19 protein-coding genes are annotated in these 18,139 nt (G+C 60.4%); 7 read left to right on the top strand and 12 right to left on the bottom strand.

The window, feature by feature from the left end:
• Positions 1-18: 18 nt before the first annotated feature.
• The 3 genes from ACJD00_RS09165 to ACJD00_RS09155 all read left to right on the top strand — a co-directional run bounded on the left by ACJD00_RS09165 (position 19) and on the right by ACJD00_RS09155 (position 2,409).
• A complete protein-coding gene (locus tag ACJD00_RS09165) occupies positions 19-1,008 on the top strand; it encodes a magnesium and cobalt transport protein CorA (protein ID WP_418906763.1) in 990 nt (329 codons plus the stop codon).
• A gap of 8 nt (positions 1,009-1,016) precedes the next feature.
• On the top strand, positions 1,017-1,643 hold the full coding sequence (locus ACJD00_RS09160) for a GyrI-like domain-containing protein (RefSeq protein WP_418906762.1): 627 nt from the start codon (positions 1,017-1,019) through the stop codon (positions 1,641-1,643).
• Positions 1,644-1,707: 64 nt separating this feature from the next.
• Positions 1,708-2,409: a DNA alkylation repair protein gene (locus ACJD00_RS09155; protein WP_418906761.1), complete on the top strand. Its 702-nt coding sequence runs from the start codon at positions 1,708-1,710 to the stop codon at positions 2,407-2,409.
• A gap of 10 nt (positions 2,410-2,419) precedes the next feature.
• On the opposite strand, the gene ACJD00_RS09150 is transcribed toward ACJD00_RS09155, so the two are convergent.
• The 5 genes from ACJD00_RS09150 to ACJD00_RS09130 all read right to left on the bottom strand — a co-directional run bounded on the left by ACJD00_RS09150 (position 2,420) and on the right by ACJD00_RS09130 (position 8,051).
• Complete coding sequence (locus ACJD00_RS09150; protein WP_418906760.1) at positions 2,420-3,694, bottom strand: DUF4232 domain-containing protein; 1,275 nt, start codon at positions 3,692-3,694, stop codon at positions 2,420-2,422.
• A gap of 186 nt (positions 3,695-3,880) precedes the next feature.
• Positions 3,881-5,272, bottom strand: a complete 1,392-nt coding sequence (locus ACJD00_RS09145) for an amino acid permease (RefSeq protein WP_418906759.1) — start codon at positions 5,270-5,272, stop codon at positions 3,881-3,883.
• Positions 5,269-6,336, bottom strand: coding sequence for a histidinol-phosphate transaminase (gene hisC, locus ACJD00_RS09140; protein ID WP_418906758.1), 1,068 nt, complete (start codon positions 6,334-6,336; stop codon positions 5,269-5,271). The genes ACJD00_RS09145 and hisC overlap by 4 nt, the downstream gene beginning before the upstream one ends.
• Before the next feature lie 186 nt (positions 6,337-6,522).
• Positions 6,523-7,035 carry an Lrp/AsnC family transcriptional regulator gene (locus ACJD00_RS09135; RefSeq protein ID WP_418906757.1) on the bottom strand — a complete coding sequence of 171 codons (513 nt, stop codon included), beginning with the start codon at positions 7,033-7,035 and terminating at the stop codon, positions 6,523-6,525.
• Between the two features lie 65 nt (positions 7,036-7,100).
• Entirely contained in the window at positions 7,101-8,051 is a 951-nt protein-coding gene (locus tag ACJD00_RS09130; RefSeq protein ID WP_418906756.1) for a LysR family transcriptional regulator, read from the bottom strand.
• Positions 8,052-8,128: 77 nt separating this feature from the next.
• On the opposite strand from ACJD00_RS09130, the gene ACJD00_RS09125 reads away from it, so the two are divergent.
• The gene (locus tag ACJD00_RS09125) at positions 8,129-9,874 is read left to right on the top strand and encodes an L-aspartate oxidase (protein ID WP_418906755.1); all 1,746 of its coding nucleotides are present in this window, start codon (positions 8,129-8,131) and stop codon (positions 9,872-9,874) included.
• Between the two features lie 61 nt (positions 9,875-9,935).
• Here ACJD00_RS09125 and ACJD00_RS09120 read toward each other — a convergent pair whose 3' ends face one another.
• The 3 genes from ACJD00_RS09120 to ACJD00_RS09110 are packed head-to-tail and all read right to left on the bottom strand — an operon-like array spanning position 9,936 to position 12,367.
• Complete coding sequence (locus tag ACJD00_RS09120) at positions 9,936-11,618, bottom strand: ABC-F family ATP-binding cassette domain-containing protein (RefSeq protein ID WP_418906754.1); 1,683 nt, start codon at positions 11,616-11,618, stop codon at positions 9,936-9,938.
• 54 nt (positions 11,619-11,672) lie between these two features.
• Positions 11,673-11,987, bottom strand: a complete 315-nt coding sequence (locus ACJD00_RS09115) for a DUF202 domain-containing protein (protein ID WP_418906753.1) — start codon at positions 11,985-11,987, stop codon at positions 11,673-11,675.
• Entirely contained in the window at positions 11,987-12,367 is a 381-nt protein-coding gene (locus ACJD00_RS09110) for a YidH family protein (protein WP_309406933.1), read from the bottom strand. Before ACJD00_RS09110 ends, ACJD00_RS09115 begins: the two co-directional genes overlap by 1 nt.
• A 127-nt stretch (positions 12,368-12,494) precedes the next feature.
• On the opposite strand from ACJD00_RS09110, the gene ACJD00_RS09105 reads away from it, so the two are divergent.
• The gene (locus ACJD00_RS09105) at positions 12,495-13,316 is read left to right on the top strand and encodes an alpha/beta fold hydrolase (RefSeq protein WP_418906752.1); all 822 of its coding nucleotides are present in this window, start codon (positions 12,495-12,497) and stop codon (positions 13,314-13,316) included.
• A gap of 41 nt (positions 13,317-13,357) precedes the next feature.
• Here the strand turns inward: ACJD00_RS09105 and ACJD00_RS09100 are convergent, their stop codons facing one another.
• Together ACJD00_RS09100 and ACJD00_RS09095 are read right to left on the bottom strand one after the other, a co-directional pair.
• Positions 13,358-13,705 (bottom strand): hypothetical protein, encoded by a 348-nt coding sequence (locus tag ACJD00_RS09100; RefSeq protein ID WP_309406935.1) that lies wholly within the window; start codon positions 13,703-13,705, stop codon positions 13,358-13,360.
• A gap of 114 nt (positions 13,706-13,819) precedes the next feature.
• Complete coding sequence (locus tag ACJD00_RS09095) at positions 13,820-14,623, bottom strand: hypothetical protein (RefSeq protein ID WP_418906751.1); 804 nt, start codon at positions 14,621-14,623, stop codon at positions 13,820-13,822.
• Positions 14,624-14,732: 109 nt separating this feature from the next.
• Here ACJD00_RS09095 and ACJD00_RS09090 point away from each other — a divergent pair, with 109 nt between their 5' ends.
• Positions 14,733-15,821, top strand: a complete 1,089-nt coding sequence (locus ACJD00_RS09090; protein WP_418906750.1) for a PLP-dependent cysteine synthase family protein — start codon at positions 14,733-14,735, stop codon at positions 15,819-15,821.
• Here the strand turns inward: ACJD00_RS09090 and ACJD00_RS09085 are convergent.
• On the bottom strand, positions 15,818-16,426 hold the full coding sequence (locus tag ACJD00_RS09085) for a DUF2249 domain-containing protein (RefSeq protein WP_418906749.1): 609 nt from the start codon (positions 16,424-16,426) through the stop codon (positions 15,818-15,820). The genes ACJD00_RS09090 and ACJD00_RS09085 overlap by 4 nt on opposite strands.
• A 166-nt stretch (positions 16,427-16,592) precedes the next feature.
• Here ACJD00_RS09085 and ACJD00_RS09080 point away from each other — a divergent pair, with 166 nt between their 5' ends.
• Complete coding sequence (locus tag ACJD00_RS09080) at positions 16,593-16,733, top strand: hypothetical protein (RefSeq protein ID WP_418906748.1); 141 nt, start codon at positions 16,593-16,595, stop codon at positions 16,731-16,733.
• Between the two features lie 51 nt (positions 16,734-16,784).
• Here ACJD00_RS09080 and ACJD00_RS09075 read toward each other — a convergent pair whose 3' ends face one another.
• Entirely contained in the window at positions 16,785-18,047 is a 1,263-nt protein-coding gene (locus ACJD00_RS09075) for an FAD-dependent oxidoreductase (RefSeq protein WP_418906747.1), read from the bottom strand.
• Positions 18,048-18,139 lie beyond the last annotated feature (92 nt).

The raw sequence follows: 18,139 nt of genomic DNA, 5'->3' as shown, positions 1-18,139 counted from the left end.
TGTGTTGAGAACGGACAAATGACCGAGCGGCCCGAAGTGACCACGGCGAATGAGGCTCTGACCTATGCGGCGGCCGGTACTCATCGGATGGCCTTGTCCCTCTATCCAGCGCCGACCCACGAGGATATCCATGCGCTCATTGCGGCGTGGCAGCTGCACCCGGTATTGGCCGATGATTTGCTTCACGCCCGGCAGCGTCCCAAGCTCGAACGCTATGGGGATGTCGTTTTTCTGGTGCTGCGCTCCGCGCGGTATATCGACGAGTCCGAAGAAGTCGAATTCTCGGAATTCCATATCCTGATGCGCCCTAACGCTCTTGCGGTGCTTTGCCAAGATCGGCGCTGGATCGACGGAACGCGCGGGGAAGCGTTGGAGGCCAGCGTGGCCGAGGGAGTCGCTGGAGGTACCCGCACCGCACTGGCCGATGACGCGCGGCTCGGTCTAGGGCCCGAAGCGGTGCTCTACCGGCTACTCGACGAGATGGTCGACGGCTACCAGCCTGTGCTCCAAGGCTTGGGCATCGATAAGGAGCAGGTCGAACGGCAGGTCTTTAGTGGGGATGCTGCCGTGGCCGAACGTATTTACCGGTTGAGTCAAGAAGTCATCGACATGCAACATGCGACGATGGCCATGCTCGAGGTGGTGCGGGGGATTCGTAGCGGTTTTGAGAAGTACAACGTTCCCGAACAGTTGCAGGCCTATTTACAGGACGTCCTGGACCACTTGAAGCGTGCCAATGTTCAAATTGGCGAATATCGCGAGGCGCTGAGCCAGATCTTGAGCGTCAACGCCACGTTGGTGGCACAAAGGCAAAACGAGGACATGAAGAAGATCTCCGGATGGGCTGCCATTCTCTTCGCACCTACGCTCATCGGCGCCATCTATGGCATGAACTTCGACCACATGCCCGAACTGCACTGGGCCTTTGGCTACCCGGCAGCCCTGATCGTCATGCTGGGTTTCACCGTGACCCTCTTTGTCGTGTTCAAGCGACGTAACTGGTTCTGAGTAGAGCAATGGCGCAACCAAAGGTCGACTTCAAAAAGATCCTGCCCGGTTATCAGGCGTCCGTTGGGAGCCCGACGTTGATCACCACGGCCCCGACCCGATACTTCGTGGTTGACGGCTCCGGCGACCCGAATACGGCCGAGGATTACCGGCAGGCGTTGCAGGCGCTGTATCCCGTGGCATATGCTCTCAAGTTCGCCAGCAAAGACCGCGGGCAAGATTATGTGGTGCCACCGCTCGAGGGGTTGTGGTGGGCCGAGGATATGGATTCGTTCACACGACGGCGCGACAAGTCGAAATGGCAGTGGAGCATGATGCTACTGATTCCCTCATGGATGACTGACGCCGATGCTCAAGCAGCGATCCAGCGGGTAGCGCACAAATCCTCGCCACCCGAGGCGGTGCACCGGGTACGGGTCGTGGAACTCGATGAAGGTCAGTGCGTCCAGGCCTTACACCTTGGACCGTACGATGATGAAGGACCGTTGCTCGAGCACATGCACCACGAATTCATCCCACAACATGGCCTCGAGCTCACTGGACGACACCACGAGATCTATTTGAGCGATCCGCGGCGAGCTGCGCCAGAGAAACTACGCACCATATTGCGCCAACCCGTGCGTAGATCGACCTGATACGGCCCTTACGTGGATCACCGAGAGAAGACCGACGTTGGATACCGAGCGAAGAGAGCATCAGATGAACTCACGAACCGAGCTCACACCGGAAAGTACCGTTGCTCAGGTGCAGGCGGCATTGGCCGACGCTGCCGACGAGAAGATTCTCGCCGTGAATCTCAAACATGGCAACAACATTGCCGTGAACCTCGGAACCGTTCGCGCCATTGCCAAGTCGTTGAAAAGCAACCACGAGCTAGCCGGCGCGCTGTGGGCATCGAAGGACCCCACAACGCGGCTAGTGGCGATTTTGATCTGTAAACCGCGGCTATTTACGCTCGAAGACCTCGACCGGTGGCTCCGTGAGGAACCCACCCCCAAAGTGCAAGACTGGCTTCTGAGTTACGTCGTGAAAAAATCAAGGCTCTTGGAACAGGCCCGCCAGTCGTGGATTGCGGACCCTACGCCAGAGGTAGCGAGTGCCGGATGGGAATTGACCGCCTTTCAGGTCGCTAAGGCTCCCGACGTGCTGGACCTACCAGTCCTGTTGGACACAATCGAAGCACAGATGAAACACGCACCCGAACGGTTGCAGTGGGCGATGAACAACACCCTTGCGGCCATCGGCATCGAATGCGAGCCACTGCGCGAACGCGCGGTTCGGATCGGTCATGAACTAGGCGTACTCGCCGACTATCCCACGCCGCCGGGGTGCACCTCACCGTTTGCCCCGGTGTGGATTGAGGAAATCGTCGCGCGGCGTGCCGCCCAGCAAGCCGGATAGGGGACGGGACTTACTCGGCGGGTCTCGGCATACCCCACCCCTTCATTGCTTGGACCCAAGGGCTCACGGAAACTGTGGAACCGTCGAGTATGTCGAGGGTCTGTCGCTCTCCGTTGGTAATGAGCGGCACGTCTACGTGCAGACCTTGTTCCGTGGTCCGTACCTCAAGTCTCGTGGTGACGTCAGGATCCAGCGTGGTGGAGGCCGCGGACCATTTCACCGCGGACATCGCCGATTCTCCGGCCGGGATCGCGATTCTTTCGGCCAAGACGTTGGGCATCGGTTCGAGGGTGACGTCTTTCTGCAAGTTTCCCTCGGTATTGATGAAACGGATATCTGGTGTGCCCTCGAGCGCGCAGGTTCGAGAGGAAACATTCTGCACGTTCAGTTGTAGAAATCGTGACCCGGCGGCCGCATCGGAACCGGCCGGAGCCACGACGAGATCCTGGTCGGTGCAGTCCGGTGCCCGTTGATCCTGCGGCCACGGGGTGACTCCTTCGGGTGCTACGACGGGCTTGGGAATCAAATGTGAGGGCTTCTTATCGCCGAGCCAGCCCTCGGCGAGTACCTCATAGGACGGGCTGAAGAGGATGAAAGGCAGCGGGTCGGTGCGCAACGGCCGGTGGTCTATCAGCCACCGTTCAAGTTCCTCGTGCTTACTCGCCGAACTATTTTCGGCCAGGTTCACACTGAGTGTGGAAGGGTCCATTCCGGCGGTTGCCACGGAATCCAGGCCTGCCACCTCGAGAAACAACTTGAGCTTTTCAAGGTCGGGTTCACCCCCGACGGTGTACCGCAGGCTGTTGTCGGTGGTGCGTAATTCGACCTGAAAATGTTTCGCGTACGCGAGTTCAGCGAGGCGGCCGAGTGTGGCGGCGTCGGATACTTCGGCAGAGTTGGCGTGGACGTTGATAGCCCCGGCCTGCATGAGGACAAAGGACTGTCGAACCTGCTGATCGCTGTCTTCGTTCAACGCGACGTCGAGTACCGGCCGCGGCTCGCCGGGGGTGACTCCAGCATTTACTTCACCATGCCAAGCGATATTCCGGTCGGACGTGAAAGCATTCGCGAGGAGATAGTAGATCTGCTGCGCCGTGGACCCGGCCCGTTCTGGCGGAAGATTTTCGTCGAGAACGGCCGTGACCGAAAACAAGAGAGAGTCTTCGTCCAGTCCATCGTGTGAAAGTACGTCGGTACTCGTAGACAGGTCCCGAACCCCATCCAAGGAGCGGGCCTGGTCGAGGGAATCGCAGATCTCGGGGTGTTCTTGGCAAAGGCTATTCACGCTAGGGGTCGTACACCCAAGTATGGGCAGTGCCAGAAGACAGGTAAGCGCTAAGGTGCGACAACCACGTAAGTTCATGGCTTCACGCTATCAAGAAGAATGTGGCTATGACCGGGTACGAGAAAATCCCCCGTTCGAATCATTGGGTCGAACAGGGGATCTTCTGTGCGATGAGCTGGTGTCAGACTAGCGCCGCGCCTCAACGCCGTCGCGAAGGAACAACTTAGAGACGATCCACAGCACGGCGGTGAGACCACCGGTGAGCAGCAACTGGGTACGTGCCGTGGCATCGGTCATCGCAATGGCCACGATGGCCGCCATCGCCGCGATTGTCGCAATGGAGAGGTATGGGAAGCCCCATAGCTTCATCGGTAGGGTCTCACCGTTACGCTCGGCTCGTCGCCGCAAAATGAACTGAGTGACCGCGATGAATGACCAAATCACGATGATCGTGGAGCCGACCACGTTGAGCAACATCGGCATCACCGCATCCGGCCAGATCCAGTTCAGTCCGACGGCTAGGAAGGAGAAGGCCACGGAGGAAAGTACCGCATTGGCGGGGACGCCCTGACCGGTAACGTGCGTAACCTGCTTCGGAGCCAGTTTGCGCTTCCCTAGGGAGAAGAGCATCCGTGAGGAACCGTAGATGTTCGCGTTCATCGCCGAAAGCAGGGCGATGACCACAATGGCGCTCATAATCAGTTCCACGCCGGGAACGTTCATCACACCGAGGACGGCCGAGAACGGGCCGTCAACAATCTCCGGGGCATTCCACGGCAAAACGGCAACGATAACGATGATCGAACCCAGGTAGAAGAACAGGATACGCAGCATCACCTGCGAGACGGTGCGCTTGATATTGCGCTGTGGATCATCGGATTCGGCTGCGGCGATGGAAACGACCTCGGTGCCACCGAAGGAGAAGATCACGATGAGCAAGGCGGCGGCGATACCCGTCATACCGGCCGGAGCGAAGCCACCGTGGGCCGCAAAGTTCGCAAAACCAACTGCGTGATCGGTGGGGATAATCCCGGTGAGTACCATGACGCCGAAGGCGAGGAAGGCAATAATGGCAGCGACCTTGATGAAGGCGAACCAGAACTCAAACTTTCCGTAGTTGCCCACACCTAGCAGGTTGGCGCCGGTGAGCGCGACCACGAAGATTAGCACCCAGATCCACTGGGCGATGCCCGGGAACCAACTGGCGACGATTGCCGCGGCACCCGTGGCCTCGGCCGCCACCACCACAATCAGCTGAATCCAGTACAGCCAGCCCACGGTGCTACCTGCACTGCGGCCCATGGCCTTATGCGCGAAGGTGGAGAAGGCGCCGGAGGAGGGGTCGGCCGCGACCATTTCGGCCAGCATGGCCATGATGATGATCACCACGGTGCCAGCGAGCAGGTAGGAAATCAGCACCGCCGGACCGGCGATCGCGATCGCCTGGCCGGAACCGACGAACAGGCCGGCGCCGATGGCGCCGCCCAGGCCCATCATCGAGATCTGACGCTGCGTCAGCCCCGCGTGCAGGCTTCCGTTTTCCGGCGCCGTCTTCTGTTCAAGTTTGCTGATGCTCAAAGCGTGCTACCTTCCAAAACCGGGGCCAGCGCCGCAAGGACACGATCAACATCGTGGGCGGTGCCGGAGGAAATACGCAGACCTTCTCCGGGGAAGGCGCGCACGACCACGCCGCCCGCGGCCAGTCGGGCCTCGAGCTCGGTGGTGTTTTCACCTGCTGCGACCCACACGAAATTCGCCTGCGAGGCCACCGCGGGGTATCCGGCGTCCTGCAAGCCCTGAAGCATGCGTTCACGCTGCGCGACGACTTCGTCGATGCGCTCATTGAGCTCATCGGCCGCGGCCAGCGAAGCCAGTGCCGCATGCTGGGCGAGGTCGGTGACGCCGAAGGGAATGGCGACCTTGCGCAAGGTTTCTGCCACGGGCTGCGGGGAGATGGCATAACCGATGCGCAGACCGGCCAACCCGTAGGCCTTGGAGAAGGTGTGTAACACCGCGACGTTCTCATACTTGGCAAACATGGCAAGTCCTTCGGCGCGCACCTCGGACTTGTCGAAATGCACATATGCCTCGTCGATGACGACCAACACATCCTGCGGGACCGCGGCGATGAAGGTATTCAGTGCCTGAGCATCAACTACGGTGCCGGTGGGGTTATTCGGGTTGCAGATAAAGATCAGGCGCGTCTTATCGGTGATTGCCGCCAGCATGGCCTGAAGATCATGGCGGTGCTCGGCATCGAGTGGCACCATCACCGGGGTGGCGCCGGCGATGCGCACCAGCGAAGGGTAGGCCTCAAACGAACGCCACGCGAACATGACCTCATCGCCCTCGGCAGCCACCGCATGGATGAGCTGGCTGGCAACTTCGACGGACCCGGCACCCAAGGTGATGCACTCGGCCGGGACATGGTGCTCGGCGGCGAGGGCGCCGATGAGTTCGGTGGCCGCAATACTCGGGTAGCGGTGAATGTTCTGCAGGCGATCGGCCACGGCGTTGACGACAGAGTCCAGGGGCGGGTGCGGCGATTCATTCGACGACAGCTTCGAAGCTCCGGGAGCGGCGGCTTTGCCCTGGCGGTAAGCCGGGACTTCGGCCAGCGAGGGGCGCTGGTTGATTGACATGTTCTGTCCTCTCTGACGTTCGAAACCGGCCGCAGTGGGGTGGTGCATCTGTACCGCCGGTGTGGCCGCTCATAACCTGCGTGAATCAGCTCACAGGCTACGAGCGTAAGTGGGTTGGCTCACGTGTGCAATCGTTGCTCGGTCGACTATGCACACTGCGCATCTTAGGGTGGATTTAACCGCGAATTACTGGTCAGTCTGTATAGCTTTTTCGGAAGTCTCCGTGCGTTGCGCACAGGCCTCTACTAGGGGCAAGGTACGCCCCTGGAAGTGCTCGCGCAGGGCCATTGACGAGGCGGTGCGCGCTACTCCGGGCACCTGATTGATGCGATCGAAGATGCTTTGTAGGTCTTGGGCGTTGCGCGCCACAATGCGCAACTGCAAATCGTGGGCGCCGGTGACGGTGTACATATCGACGATCTCCGGAATGGATTCGGCGAGGGCTGCGGCCACCGGTTCGTGGCCGTAGCGCTGAATGATCTCCACCGAGCAGAAGGCCACCAGCTGGTAGTCGAAACCCGTGGGTTGGATGCGAGGCACGATGGCCTCGATAACCCCGCCCTCGTGCAGGCGGCTCAGGCGACTGGTGACGGTGCCGCGTGCGACACCCAGCCGTCGGGCGCATTCCATAGCTGGCAGATTTGGGTTTTCGGTCAGCAGACGGATTAGCGCGGCATCCAACTTGTCGATTCGCATCATGCTCTCCTTCTGTTCCGCCAGTTATGCGCCACCTAAAAAGGCTACCGGTGGCAGGCGGTAATCGGTTACGCATCGGCCACGGGCGCGGCTTCATCCAGTGAGATCAGCCCATCGTTCTCCTGGGCCATGCGCAAAGCGTTCCGGCGAATCGTGGTGGCCATGGCTGCCGCGGCCGGGGAAAGGCTGACATCGCGGCGATGGGCGAGCGATAGGGTGCGGGTCATTTGTGGTTCGCCGAGCCGAAGCGTGCGCAGTTGCGGCCGATTGATGGCAACGGTTGCCGGGACGATGGCTAGGCCGAGTTTGCTTTCCACGAAACCCAGGACCGCGTCCATTTCCACGCCTTCAAGGACAATATGCGGCGTTAGACCCTGTGCGTTATAGGCCTGGGCGGTCGCCGAGCGTAGGTCGTAACTGGTTGACAATGCAATCTGTGGCAACGGGGCCAGCTCCCGGAGGGTGAGTCGCCCGTTGCGATCGGGCAGTGAACAGGCAAGGTCGGAAATCACCACCAGTTCCTCGCGAAGTAGCGGGATGTCCACTAGGCTCCCGTCGGCAATCCCGTGCTCGCTGGAGACGATCAATGCCATGTCTAGTACACCCGCGGTGAGCTCTTCGAGAAGAGTCTTGGAACCGGCCTCGCGCAGCTGAAGTTCAATGCCCGGGTACCGGTTGTGGAAGTCGTGCAGTACATCGGTGAGCAGGCTCATGCACAGTGATGGCGGGGCGCCAAAGCTTACTGTGCCCTTGCGCAGTCCGGCGAGTTCGGCCATTTCACGGCGGACCCGGTCCGCATCGGCGAGCATGCGCGTGGCTAGGGGGAGCAGCGCCTGACCCGCGGCGGTGAGGGTGATATTTCCGCGGGCCCGATGTAAGAGCTCGGCGCCCAGATCCTGTTCGAGGGTGGCTATTTGGCGGCTGAGCGAGGGTTGGGCCAGATGCAATTGACCCGCGGCCTGTGTGAAGTGACCCACCTCGGCGAGGGTGGCGAAGCTGCGCAACTGCTCAAGATTCATAGCAATAGCATATTGCTATCGAAACCACATGAATAATTCATTGGACGTATTCTGGGTGGGGGGTTCAGTCTTGAACCATGACGACACAAACACAGCGAGAACAACAGATTTCCACCTCCGTTCTGGTCATTGGCACCGGCGGCTCCGGCCTGCGCGCGGCCATTGAACTAGCCGAACTAGGCGTGGACGTCGTGGCAGTCGGCAAACGACCGAAGCACGATGCGCACACCTCCTTAGCCGCCGGCGGCATTAACGCGGCGTTGGGCACCATGGACGAGGAAGACTCCTGGCAGCAACATGCTGCCGACACCATCAAAGAAAGCTACTTCCTTGCCGACCCGCGAACCGTGGAAGTGGTCGCCCGGGGAGCTGCGCGCGGAATCGAAGATCTCGAACGTTATGGGATGAACTTTGCCCGAGAAGACGATGGACGCATCTCCCAGCGGTTCTTCGGCGCGCACACCTTCCGCCGCACGGCGTTCGCTGGGGACTACACGGGACTGGAGATTCAACGCACGCTGATCCGGCGCAGTGAGCAACTGAAGATTTCGATCCTCGACTCCGTGTACATCACTCGGTTGCTGGTCACCGACGGACAGATTTTCGGCGCCTACGGTTTCGACCTGAACACCGGGCAACGGTACCTGATCCATGCCGACGCGGTGATCTTGGCCGCCGGCGGACACAACCGGATCTGGCGCCGCACCTCCTCGCGGCGCGACGAGAATACCGGAGACTCTTTCCGCCTCGCCGTTGAGGCCGGCGCCCGGCTGCGCGACCCCGAACTCGTACAGTTCCATCCCTCGGGCATCATCGAACCCGAAAACGCGGCAGGAACCCTGATCTCCGAGGCGGCACGCGGAGAAGGAGGGATTCTACGCAACGGACTGGGGGAGCGATTCATGCAACGCTACGATCCGGAGCGCATGGAACTATCAACGCGTGACCGGGTAGCCCTCGCCGCCTACACCGAGATCGCCGAGGGACGCGGTACGGCCAACGGTGGTGTGTGGCTCGATGTGTCACATCTACCGCGCGAGATCATCATGCAACGCCTTCCGCGGGTCTATCAGACCATGCTCGAGGTGCAGATGCTCGACATTACCCGCGAACCCATCGAAATTGCCCCCACCGCACACTATTCGATGGGAGGAGTCTGGGTAGATCCGCTCGATCATTCCACGGAAGTGCGCGGCCTGTATGCCATTGGCGAGGCCTCGAGCGGACTGCATGGGGCGAACCGACTCGGCGGTAACTCACTGATCGAATTGTTGGTGTTCGGCAGAATCGTGGGGCAGGCGGCCGCGGCCTACTCGGCGGGACTTAACGCCCAACCACGCTCGGCGACCGCGCTGGCACGGGCGCGCGCCGACATCGATGAACTACTCGCCGCCGACGGGCCGGAGAACGTCCGGTCTTTGCAGCGCGATATACGTAATCTCATGACCGAACACGCCGGCGTGGTTCGCGATGAGCAGGGGCTTCTGCTCGGCTTGGAGAAGCTCGGATCCGTTGAAGAACGCATCACGCGGGTGGGTATTCACCCAGATATCGCCGGATACCAGGATCTGGCCCATGCCTTTGACCTGAAATCGGCCGCGCTTGCCGCCCGCGCCACCTTGGAGGCTGCCTTGGAACGCCGCGAAACCCGCGGATGCCACAACCGCAGCGATTACCCGGAGCAAGATCCGGCACTTGAGGTAAACCTCGTCTGGTCCCCGCAAAATGGTGTGGTGCGTGAACCAATCGCACCGGTGCCCGCAGAGATTGCCGAACTCATCGCTGCCCAGGAAATCTCGACCGCCGGCAAGCTGGTCGAGTAGCGTCCGTTCAAGGCCACGGCCGGCACGTCCTGTTACTGGGCGTGCCGGCCGTGGCTAGAGACTAGCGTTGACGCTCGACTCGCGTCTCTTCCCACACCGGTTCATCAGATTCATAGACCGACCCGTCCGAACCGAACACGAGGAAACGGTCGAAGGATTTGGCGAACCACCGGTCGTGGGTCACCGCCATCACGGTCCCCTCAAAGGCGTTGATAGCTCGCTCCAGGGCCTCACCCGAATGCAGATCGAGGTTATCGGTTGGCTCATCGAGCAGTAACAAAGTGGCGCCCGAAAGCTGCAGCAACAAAATTTGGAAACGAGCCTGCTGGCCGCCGGAAAGCGACTCAAACTTCTGCTCCGACTGACCAGCCAACCCGTAGGAATCCAAAGCCCCGGCCGCTGCCTCACGAGGCAGGCCGGAGCGGTGTTCATCACCGCGGTGCAGGATCTCCAACAGGGTGCGCCCGAAGAGATCCGGACGGCTATGGGTTTGGGCGAAGTATCCGGGGCGAATCCGCGCACCAAGTTTGACGCTTCCGGCATGTTTCACCTCCGCGATGACCACGTCGGACACCGGCAGGTGCTCGGCGTCCGGGTCACTTCCGCCGGCAGCTAGGAGGCGCAGGAAGTGCGACTTGCCCGAGCCATTGGATCCCAGCACCCCAACACGGTCGCCGAACCAAATCTCGGTGGAGAAGGGCTTCATGAGTCCGGTGAGTTCTAGCTCCTCGGCCACCACGGCGCGTTTGCCGGTGCGTCCGCCCTTCAGCCGCATGGTGACATTCTGTTCGAGGGGAATCGCCTGTGGTGGGCCGGCCTCTAAGAACTTATCGAGGCGCGTTTGCGCGGCGTGGTACCGATTCGCCATATCCGAACGGAACGCGGCCTTGGTCTTGTACATGTTGACCAGTTCCTTGAGCTTGGCGTGCTCTTCATCCCAGCGCTTACGTAATTCCTCGAAGCGCTCGTTCCGTTCCTTGCGGGCCTGAACATAGCTAGAGAATGACCCGCCATGGGCCCATGCGGTGGCCCCACCGTGGCCGGGTTCGAGCGTGACGATGCGCGTGGCAGCATTATCGAGCAGTTCACGGTCGTGGCTGATGAACAGAACCGTCTTCTCGGAACTGCGCATCCGTTCCTCAAGCCAACGCTTGCCCGGCACATCCAAGTAGTTATCCGGCTCGTCCAGAAGCAGCAGCTCGTCCGGGCCCTGGAAGAGAGCTTCGAGAACGAGGCGCTTTTGTTCGCCGCCCGACAGTGTGGTGGCCGCACGATCCGCCGCGCGGTCGAAACTCACCCCGAGGGCCGCCATGCACACCTTGTCCCAGGTGTTTTCCAGTTCGTAGCCACCGGCATCGCCCCAGGCGATGATCGCCTCGGCGTACCGCATATGGACCTTTTCGTCGTCACTGGTGAGCATGCGCTGCTCCCAAGTCGCGACCTTCTCGGCCGCTGCGACCAATTCCGCGGTAGCGGTGGATAGCAAGAGATCACGTACCGTCGACTCATCACGCACCTGACCGACGAATTGGCGCATAATGCCCATGGATCCCGAACGGGATACCGCACCCTCATCGGGTTTCAGCTCACCGCCGATGATTTTGAACAACGTTGTCTTGCCGGTGCCGTTAGGGCCAATCAGCGCCGTCTTGGAGCCGGAGGTGACCTTGAAAGTCACCCCGCCCAATAGTTGGGTGCCGTCGGAGAGGAAGTATTGGATGTCCGTCACGTCAATATGTGCCACTTAACCATCCTAGTGGGCTCGCGCGGTACAGGTGATTGCCGTCGAATGCCGACCCTAGCGGGTCAGCACCACCCAGATTCCACCGGCGCACACCAAATTTATTGTTATCGTCAGCGCGACGATGCCTCCGGTGGTGTGACGGACCGGCCCATGTTCCATGGCCAGCTCGGCCCGGCGATAGCGCCAGTGGGCGGTCGCCCAGAGACCCAGGGCGCACAGCATGAACGGGGCCACCAGCCAGAGCACGACCGGCCCATTCTCCGGTAACCAGCGCAAGAACAGGCAAGCGGTGAGCACCAGCGCCATGGAGCTGCGTGACCATGACAACGTGGTGCGTTCAGGTTGCTGCGAATGATAGCTCGGCTCCATCAGCTGTCCACAAAGAAAAGCCAGGTTAATACCGCGCCGGTCGCAGCCCCGGCAATGGCCAGAAAGGGGATGAGCAAAGGTTTAGGTAGCGGTCGATCCTCACGGATGGCGCGCTCGACCAGATACCAACGCACCGCGGAACCGAGACTAATGGCCGAACCGAGGAGGAACAAACCTACTGCCAACGGACGGCGGTACTCGGTGGGGAAGACCCCTGTGGCGAAGGCCTCGATGGCAATACCGCCGGCGATCAACGCCAACGCGGTGCGGCTCCATGAGAGGAAGGTGCGTTCATTGGCCAAGGTAAAGCGAGGATCCGGATCGTCGGTATCCGGCGGGAAGAAGTGTAGACCACGGCGTGCTTCAGCATGTCGTCTCATCGCAAGCACCTCTCGTCTCACAAGTTCTTAGTTCGACAGTAGATGTGATGATACTCCCGAATCGTCTAATCTCGCTGGACGTGCCTTGAGCCGCTGTTGGCCTGGGCTGTTGCTATGGTTTCCTACTATGAGCAAGTCCCACACGTTACCGGTGAAGATTGATCGCGGGCAGGGCCGGCCCCTAGTCCTGTTGCACGGGCTCGGTAACAACCACGAATCATGGCAGTTCGTGCTCGAGCATTTGGATTACAGCCGGTGGCGGGTCATCGTGGTTGATCTTTTGGGATTCGGTGACGCACCGAAGCCCGAACTTCGCTACACGCCACGTGATCATTCGCAAGCGGTGGCGGCGACCCTTCACGACTTGGGAATCGAGCAGGCAGTGGTAGCCGGTCATTCCATGGGGTGCATCGTAGCTATTGATTTAGCGGCGGAGAATCCGCAGCTCGTGGAGCGACTTGTACTCTTTGGTGCACCCTTGTACCGCAGAGAACCGCGTGCCAGCCGCTGGCGGAAGTTGATCCGTGCCGAGGGCCTGTATTTCGCGCTCTTCAATGTGGTTACGGAAATTCCCGATCTGGTGCAGGCCGGCGGACAAATCGCCGACGAACTCGTTCCCTTTGTTAAAGGCATGGAGATTACCGAGGAGACGTGGCCGGCGTACGAACAAAGCCTGCGCCACACCATTATGCAGTTCGAGAGCTATCGGCAGGTCGCACGATTGGATCGGCCTGTCTTGTTCGTCAACGGGATCTTCGACTTTTTCATTATTCGCCGCAACACCTATCGGTTGCGTTGGGCGAATCGTCGCCACGTGAAAGTGGCAACCACGCGCGGACCGCACGAACTTACCCCACAGCAGGGAAAGGTGGCAGCCGGAATGATCGACCGCTTCGCCGGTTATGGACGACGCCGTTCGTTAAAGACGAAGGCCACGCCACACCGGTAATCGGTGGGCGCGGCCCCGCGTCACGGGTAAACGGCCTTCGCCTAGGCAGCTACCTTCTTGCGTCCGGCCACCACTGCGGCAATGGCGCCGGCGACGAGCAGCAGCATCACGAACTTGCCGCCCTTCTTCTTTTTCTTGCCAGCTAGCGACTTTTCGGCTCGAGCGACAGCTTCTTCGATGGAGGCGCGGGAGCGTTTGGCGACCTTGGATTTCCCACCAATGCTGTCGACCAGCTTGGAGCCGGCGTCAGCAATAGCGGAAGCATTAGCGCCCGACACCGCATTGCTCCAGCCATCACGCAATTCCTGCGGAATTTCCGTCTTTGCCTTCTTCGCAAGCTTGCTCAGCGACTTCTCGACGTTCTTGAAACTCTTCGATGTCTTGGACATGTTGCTCCTTTAAACTGTGCGCACTGCATCATGGATAGACACTTCTCACCCTAGGTTGCGCCGAGACCGTATACAACAATGGACGCGACCTACCTGAATATTCACAGCCTACGCCTAAGTATCTCCCTGTGAAGTGCCATTAGAATCCGCTGGCGCGGCAAACTTTAGGCTTAGTCGTTGACGCAGTGCCAGCAGCAGACAGAGGAACATCAGCCCGGCGGCAATGCTACAGACGACCGCCACCAACGAAGCCTCATGCGCACTGACGTACCGTTCGACGGCCACCCAGCAAACCGACCACAGCGCGGCCACGTTCAAATAGATCCCCACGGGGTTTCGAAAGCTCAGCGCACAGAGGGCCAGGGCGCTAAGCAAGACCACCAGGGATACAACAATCTTGAAGGTTGGTTCATTAATTTCGAATCCCAGCTCGACGCCGTAGGCGACGGCGGTCATCAGCAGGATTGCGACCAGCCACCCACCCCACAGGCCAAAGGTGACTCTGGTCATCCAGCGATCGGCCCTATCGGGCAGCTCGGCATGATCGATGGTGTAGAGGACGCAGACGAGCAGCAAACTTTGCCCAAGTAGCACACCCAATTCCACGAGAACCGTGCCCACCGGCCAGAACTGTATCCAGAGACCCTGGAGCAAACAGGCCAGCACGACCGGTGTACGAATCTGCCGGTGTAAATCTTCGCCGCACACCCCGGAGCGCGCTTGCCACAGACTGTATGCGGCGGCCGTGCCGAGCACCACGAACCAGAGCGCCGTCCAGATCCCCATAGGTGCAATCAGCTCTAGGGCCTCCGGAACGGGCAGCAGGAGGCTGGCGAAAAGTGCCCACAGCAAGCCAGCAAGGCTTAGTCCGCAGGCCACTGCCGCCTTCGTCTGATCGGGAAGATTTCGAATCATCACTGCCTGTACTTAATGAATTTTTCTTTAGCATAGGGTCGCTGAGGCTCAACTTACCACCGGGATCACCCTGAATCGTTCCCTGACTTTCGCAAAGGCTACAGTTGAATACGTGAGTCAGTTGAAAACCGAAAACACGACCTGGGTGCATGCAGCCATCGCTGCGTTGAATGCCGATGCCAACCGCAGTGCCGACACCCACCTTCACGTTTTTCCGCTTCCGAGCCAATGGGGCATTGACCTATACCTCAAAGATGAGTCGGTGCATCCGACGGGATCCTTGAAGCATCGACTGGCTCGCTCGCTGATTCTCTATGGTTTGATCAACGGCCAGATTAACGAGTACACCACCCTGGTGGAAGCCTCTAGCGGATCGACCGCCGTATCCGAGGCCTACTTCGCCCGCATGCTCGGGCTACCGTTCATCGCCGTGGTGCCCAAGGCAACCAGCCGCGAAAAGATTGAACTCATCGAATTTTATGGTGGTCGGTGCCACCTCGTAGATGGCCCATCGGAGGTCTATGACGCCGCCCGGAAGTTGGCTGCGGATACCAAGGGTTATTACCTTGACCAATTTACGTTCGCCGAACGAGCCACCGACTGGCGTGGAAATAACAACATTGCCGAATCGGTGTTCGCCCAGATGAGCTCGGAACCGCACCCAATTCCCTCGTGGATCGTGGTCAGCGCCGGCACCGGCGGCACCAGCGCGACCTTTGGGCGCTATGTACGATACCGCTGCCATGACACCAAGGTGGCCGTGGCCGACCCAGAAAATTCCGCCTTCTACCATGGGTGGAAAACGGGGGACCGGGAATACTGCACCGGGAAGGGCTCTCGGATCGAAGGCATCGGGCGCCCGGTGGTCGAACCCTCATTCGTGCCCGGAGTGATTGACGAGATGCTCCAGGTGCCCGACGCCGGCTCGCTCGCCGCCATGCAGCTGCTCCGCGAACGTACCCGCTACTGGGCCGGCGGTTCGACCGGCACCAACCTATACGCAGCCTTCCAAATCATCGCCGGCATGCTGGAACGCGGCGAGAAAGGCAGCGTAGTCACACTGATTTGTGACACCGGCGAGCGCTATGCCAACACCTACTACAACCCCCAGTGGGTCAGCGAACAGGGACTAGATCTCGAACCGCATCGGCAGCGACTTAATCACTTCTTGGACACCGGTCAGTGGGTAGCAAGCGACTAGCTAGTTTCCCTCCGGCGCGTAGGCATCAAGCCTCCGGTGCGTTTGCGTTGATGCACCGACAGGTACCGCAACCCTTTCGTGGAGGCGGTGAATCCACGTGACGAACGCGCTGGCAGGTACAGCACATCGCCGGAGGCAAGGTCTACGGTGCCGGTTTCGGTGTGTAGTTGACCGGTTCCGGAGATCACGTGAATAAGCACGTCGAGTTCTGGCCCGAGGTGTTCACCGATGCTGGACTCCGGGGCCAGCTCGATGACATTGGCATCTAGGTCTCGATCGACGGGATCCAACCGCCAGCGTGCCCCGTTGAAAGTATCGGTCTCCGACCGGGCGGCACGGGTATTGTGCACCACGCGCGGCAGGGGATGCGACGTCAGTTTGCCCAGTTCTACCTCGACCAGCTGCTCTTCCTCGAGAACCTGCCAGCTATATGCGCTCGGATGCTCACGCTCAAACGCCGCCCGAAGCGCGGTAAGGTCGCTTGGTCCTTGTAGGACCAGTTTGTCGCCTTTAGGCAGGTGCTTGTAGTGAGTGAGTGCGAGCGCCACATGCTCGCTAGCGGGAAGCTCACGCAGGTCGAGAATGGCCTCTGACTTTCGAGACACTGAACACCGCAACTTTCTCCGGGCTTCTCCCGGCGTTCTAGACTGCCTTGACCACCCTACGCCGTGCCTCGGTGTGTTCGGCACTTAGCTCACGTGTTCTCGGGAGCGGGAGTGTCTTAGAGTCATCCGACTACTGCATAAGTTGTCGCGGCTCTACAGTCGATGCGTGAGCGCAGTGCGTATGCAACAGCTGCGGCTGGGGTCCGTTTCGGACCGGGCACGGCTTCGTCTGGCGCTGAAGGAGCCACCGGGTGTGGGGCTCTCAAGCTATTTTCAGCCAGCGTCCAGTGATGAGTTCGCCCCATAGCTCCTTGTCCTTGGCACGCGAACAGGAGCGGCGGATAACAGATAAGGCGGACTACCGCCGCGCCCAGGCCGGGGCTCGTTCGGGTCGTGGACCAACCCCGAGAATTGCCGCCGGCACCGCTGCGAGGATTGGGACCCTACGTAAAAGGCTCGAAAGCGCTCGCGGTGGTCGCGGGGCCCGGCCACGCAGAGCGGGCATAATCAGGTTCCGATGCATAAAGCGTTGTAGCGCCTGTATTACGCACGTGGGGTAACTGCGACGGCGTTGTACCCGGGCGAGGAGACCCAGCGCCGGCTCCTGCGCGAACCGTCCTTGCTTCAGGGCAGTGGCCAGCAAGCGGGCGGTGGCTACCGCGTCCTGTACGGCAAGGTTGATCCCGACCCCACCCACGGGGGACATCGCATGGGCAGCGTCGCCAATACAGAGCACGCCGGGAGCGTACCACCGCCGGAGTCGGTCGAGGCGTACATCCAGATGCTTGACGTCCTCCATGGAGCCGATCGATTCCGTGTCCGTCGACAGCTCCGGGAATATTCTGGCCAGATGGGCGCGGTAGGCCTCGATGCCGTGGGCGCGTACCTGTGCGTCGGTACCCTTGAATCCGAGCTGGGCCACCTGTAGGTATCCGGTACGGGGGATGCCAATGGCAACCCGGCCGGAATTAAAGCGCGGATTCAAAGAGTCGCCGATTGGTTTGTGCGTATCTAGGCGGCACCACCACACGTCAAAACCCACCGGGAAGTCTTTGACCGGTATCTTCAGGGCCCGACGCACCGCTGACCAGCGACCGTCACAGGCCACCGTCAGATCCGCCATGAGTCGTCCAACTCCTTGCGGCGATTGGTAGGTGACGCCCACGATACGTTCACCCTCACGGATTACGTCGGTCACCTCATGCTCGGTAAGCAAAGTGAATGTCGGCTCGGCTCGGGCGGCCTCGGCGATGAGGTTCAATAAATCCCATTGCGGCACCATGGCCACATAGGGGTGCCGTAGCGGAAGGTGGTCAAAATTCACGGCGATCGGGCCGTTGGGTCCGGAGCCCGGGAGGCGAACGGTAGTAATTTTCGAGTGCGGGAGCTGATCGAACTGGTCGATGAGCCCTAGATCATCGAGGAGCGACAAGGTGGTGGGGTGCACCGTGCCACCGCGGAAGTCCCGCAGGAAATCGGCGTGCTTTTCTAATACGGTCACCGTGACACCGGCGCGGGCCAACAGTAGACCAAGCACCATCCCGGCGGGCCCACCACCGACGATGGCGCAGGTTGCCCGTGATACGTGTTCGCCGGAAGCCGACGGGTTCTGTGCTGTCATCACCGCTCCTTCCTCCTCTTGTAGTATGGCGCGTTTTCGGCACCGGCGCGCTAAAAGCTGTGTTCACCCTGTTGATGCTGGCAAGTGTTGCA

Source organism: Glutamicibacter endophyticus, from assembly GCF_048457885.1.
GTDB classification, from domain to species: domain Bacteria; phylum Actinomycetota; class Actinomycetes; order Actinomycetales; family Micrococcaceae; genus Glutamicibacter; species Glutamicibacter endophyticus.
Note: the sequence above shows the minus strand (reverse complement) of the source record. Positions and strands in the feature narration are given on the sequence as shown.

Excerpts from the sequence above, each read along its gene's own strand:
- ACJD00_RS09165 (WP_418906763.1), top strand. The coding sequence starts at position 19 with ATGACCGAGCGGCCCGAAGTGACCACGGCGAATGAGGCTCTGACCTAT.
- ACJD00_RS09160 (WP_418906762.1), top strand. The coding sequence starts at position 1,017 with ATGGCGCAACCAAAGGTCGACTTCAAAAAGATCCTGCCCGGTTATCAG.
- ACJD00_RS09155 (WP_418906761.1), top strand. The coding sequence starts at position 1,708 with ATGAACTCACGAACCGAGCTCACACCGGAAAGTACCGTTGCTCAGGTG.
- hisC (WP_418906758.1), bottom strand. The coding sequence starts at position 6,336 with ATGTCAATCAACCAGCGCCCCTCGCTGGCCGAAGTCCCGGCTTACCGC.
- ACJD00_RS09135 (WP_418906757.1), bottom strand. The coding sequence starts at position 7,035 with ATGATGCGAATCGACAAGTTGGATGCCGCGCTAATCCGTCTGCTGACC.
- ACJD00_RS09130 (WP_418906756.1), bottom strand. The coding sequence starts at position 8,051 with ATGAATCTTGAGCAGTTGCGCAGCTTCGCCACCCTCGCCGAGGTGGGT.
- ACJD00_RS09125 (WP_418906755.1), top strand. The coding sequence starts at position 8,129 with ATGACGACACAAACACAGCGAGAACAACAGATTTCCACCTCCGTTCTG.
- ACJD00_RS09115 (WP_418906753.1), bottom strand. The coding sequence starts at position 11,987 with ATGGAGCCGAGCTATCATTCGCAGCAACCTGAACGCACCACGTTGTCA.
- ACJD00_RS09110 (WP_309406933.1), bottom strand. The coding sequence starts at position 12,367 with ATGAGACGACATGCTGAAGCACGCCGTGGTCTACACTTCTTCCCGCCG.
- ACJD00_RS09105 (WP_418906752.1), top strand. The coding sequence starts at position 12,495 with ATGAGCAAGTCCCACACGTTACCGGTGAAGATTGATCGCGGGCAGGGC.
- ACJD00_RS09100 (WP_309406935.1), bottom strand. The coding sequence starts at position 13,705 with ATGTCCAAGACATCGAAGAGTTTCAAGAACGTCGAGAAGTCGCTGAGC.
- ACJD00_RS09075 (WP_418906747.1), bottom strand. The coding sequence starts at position 18,047 with ATGACAGCACAGAACCCGTCGGCTTCCGGCGAACACGTATCACGGGCA.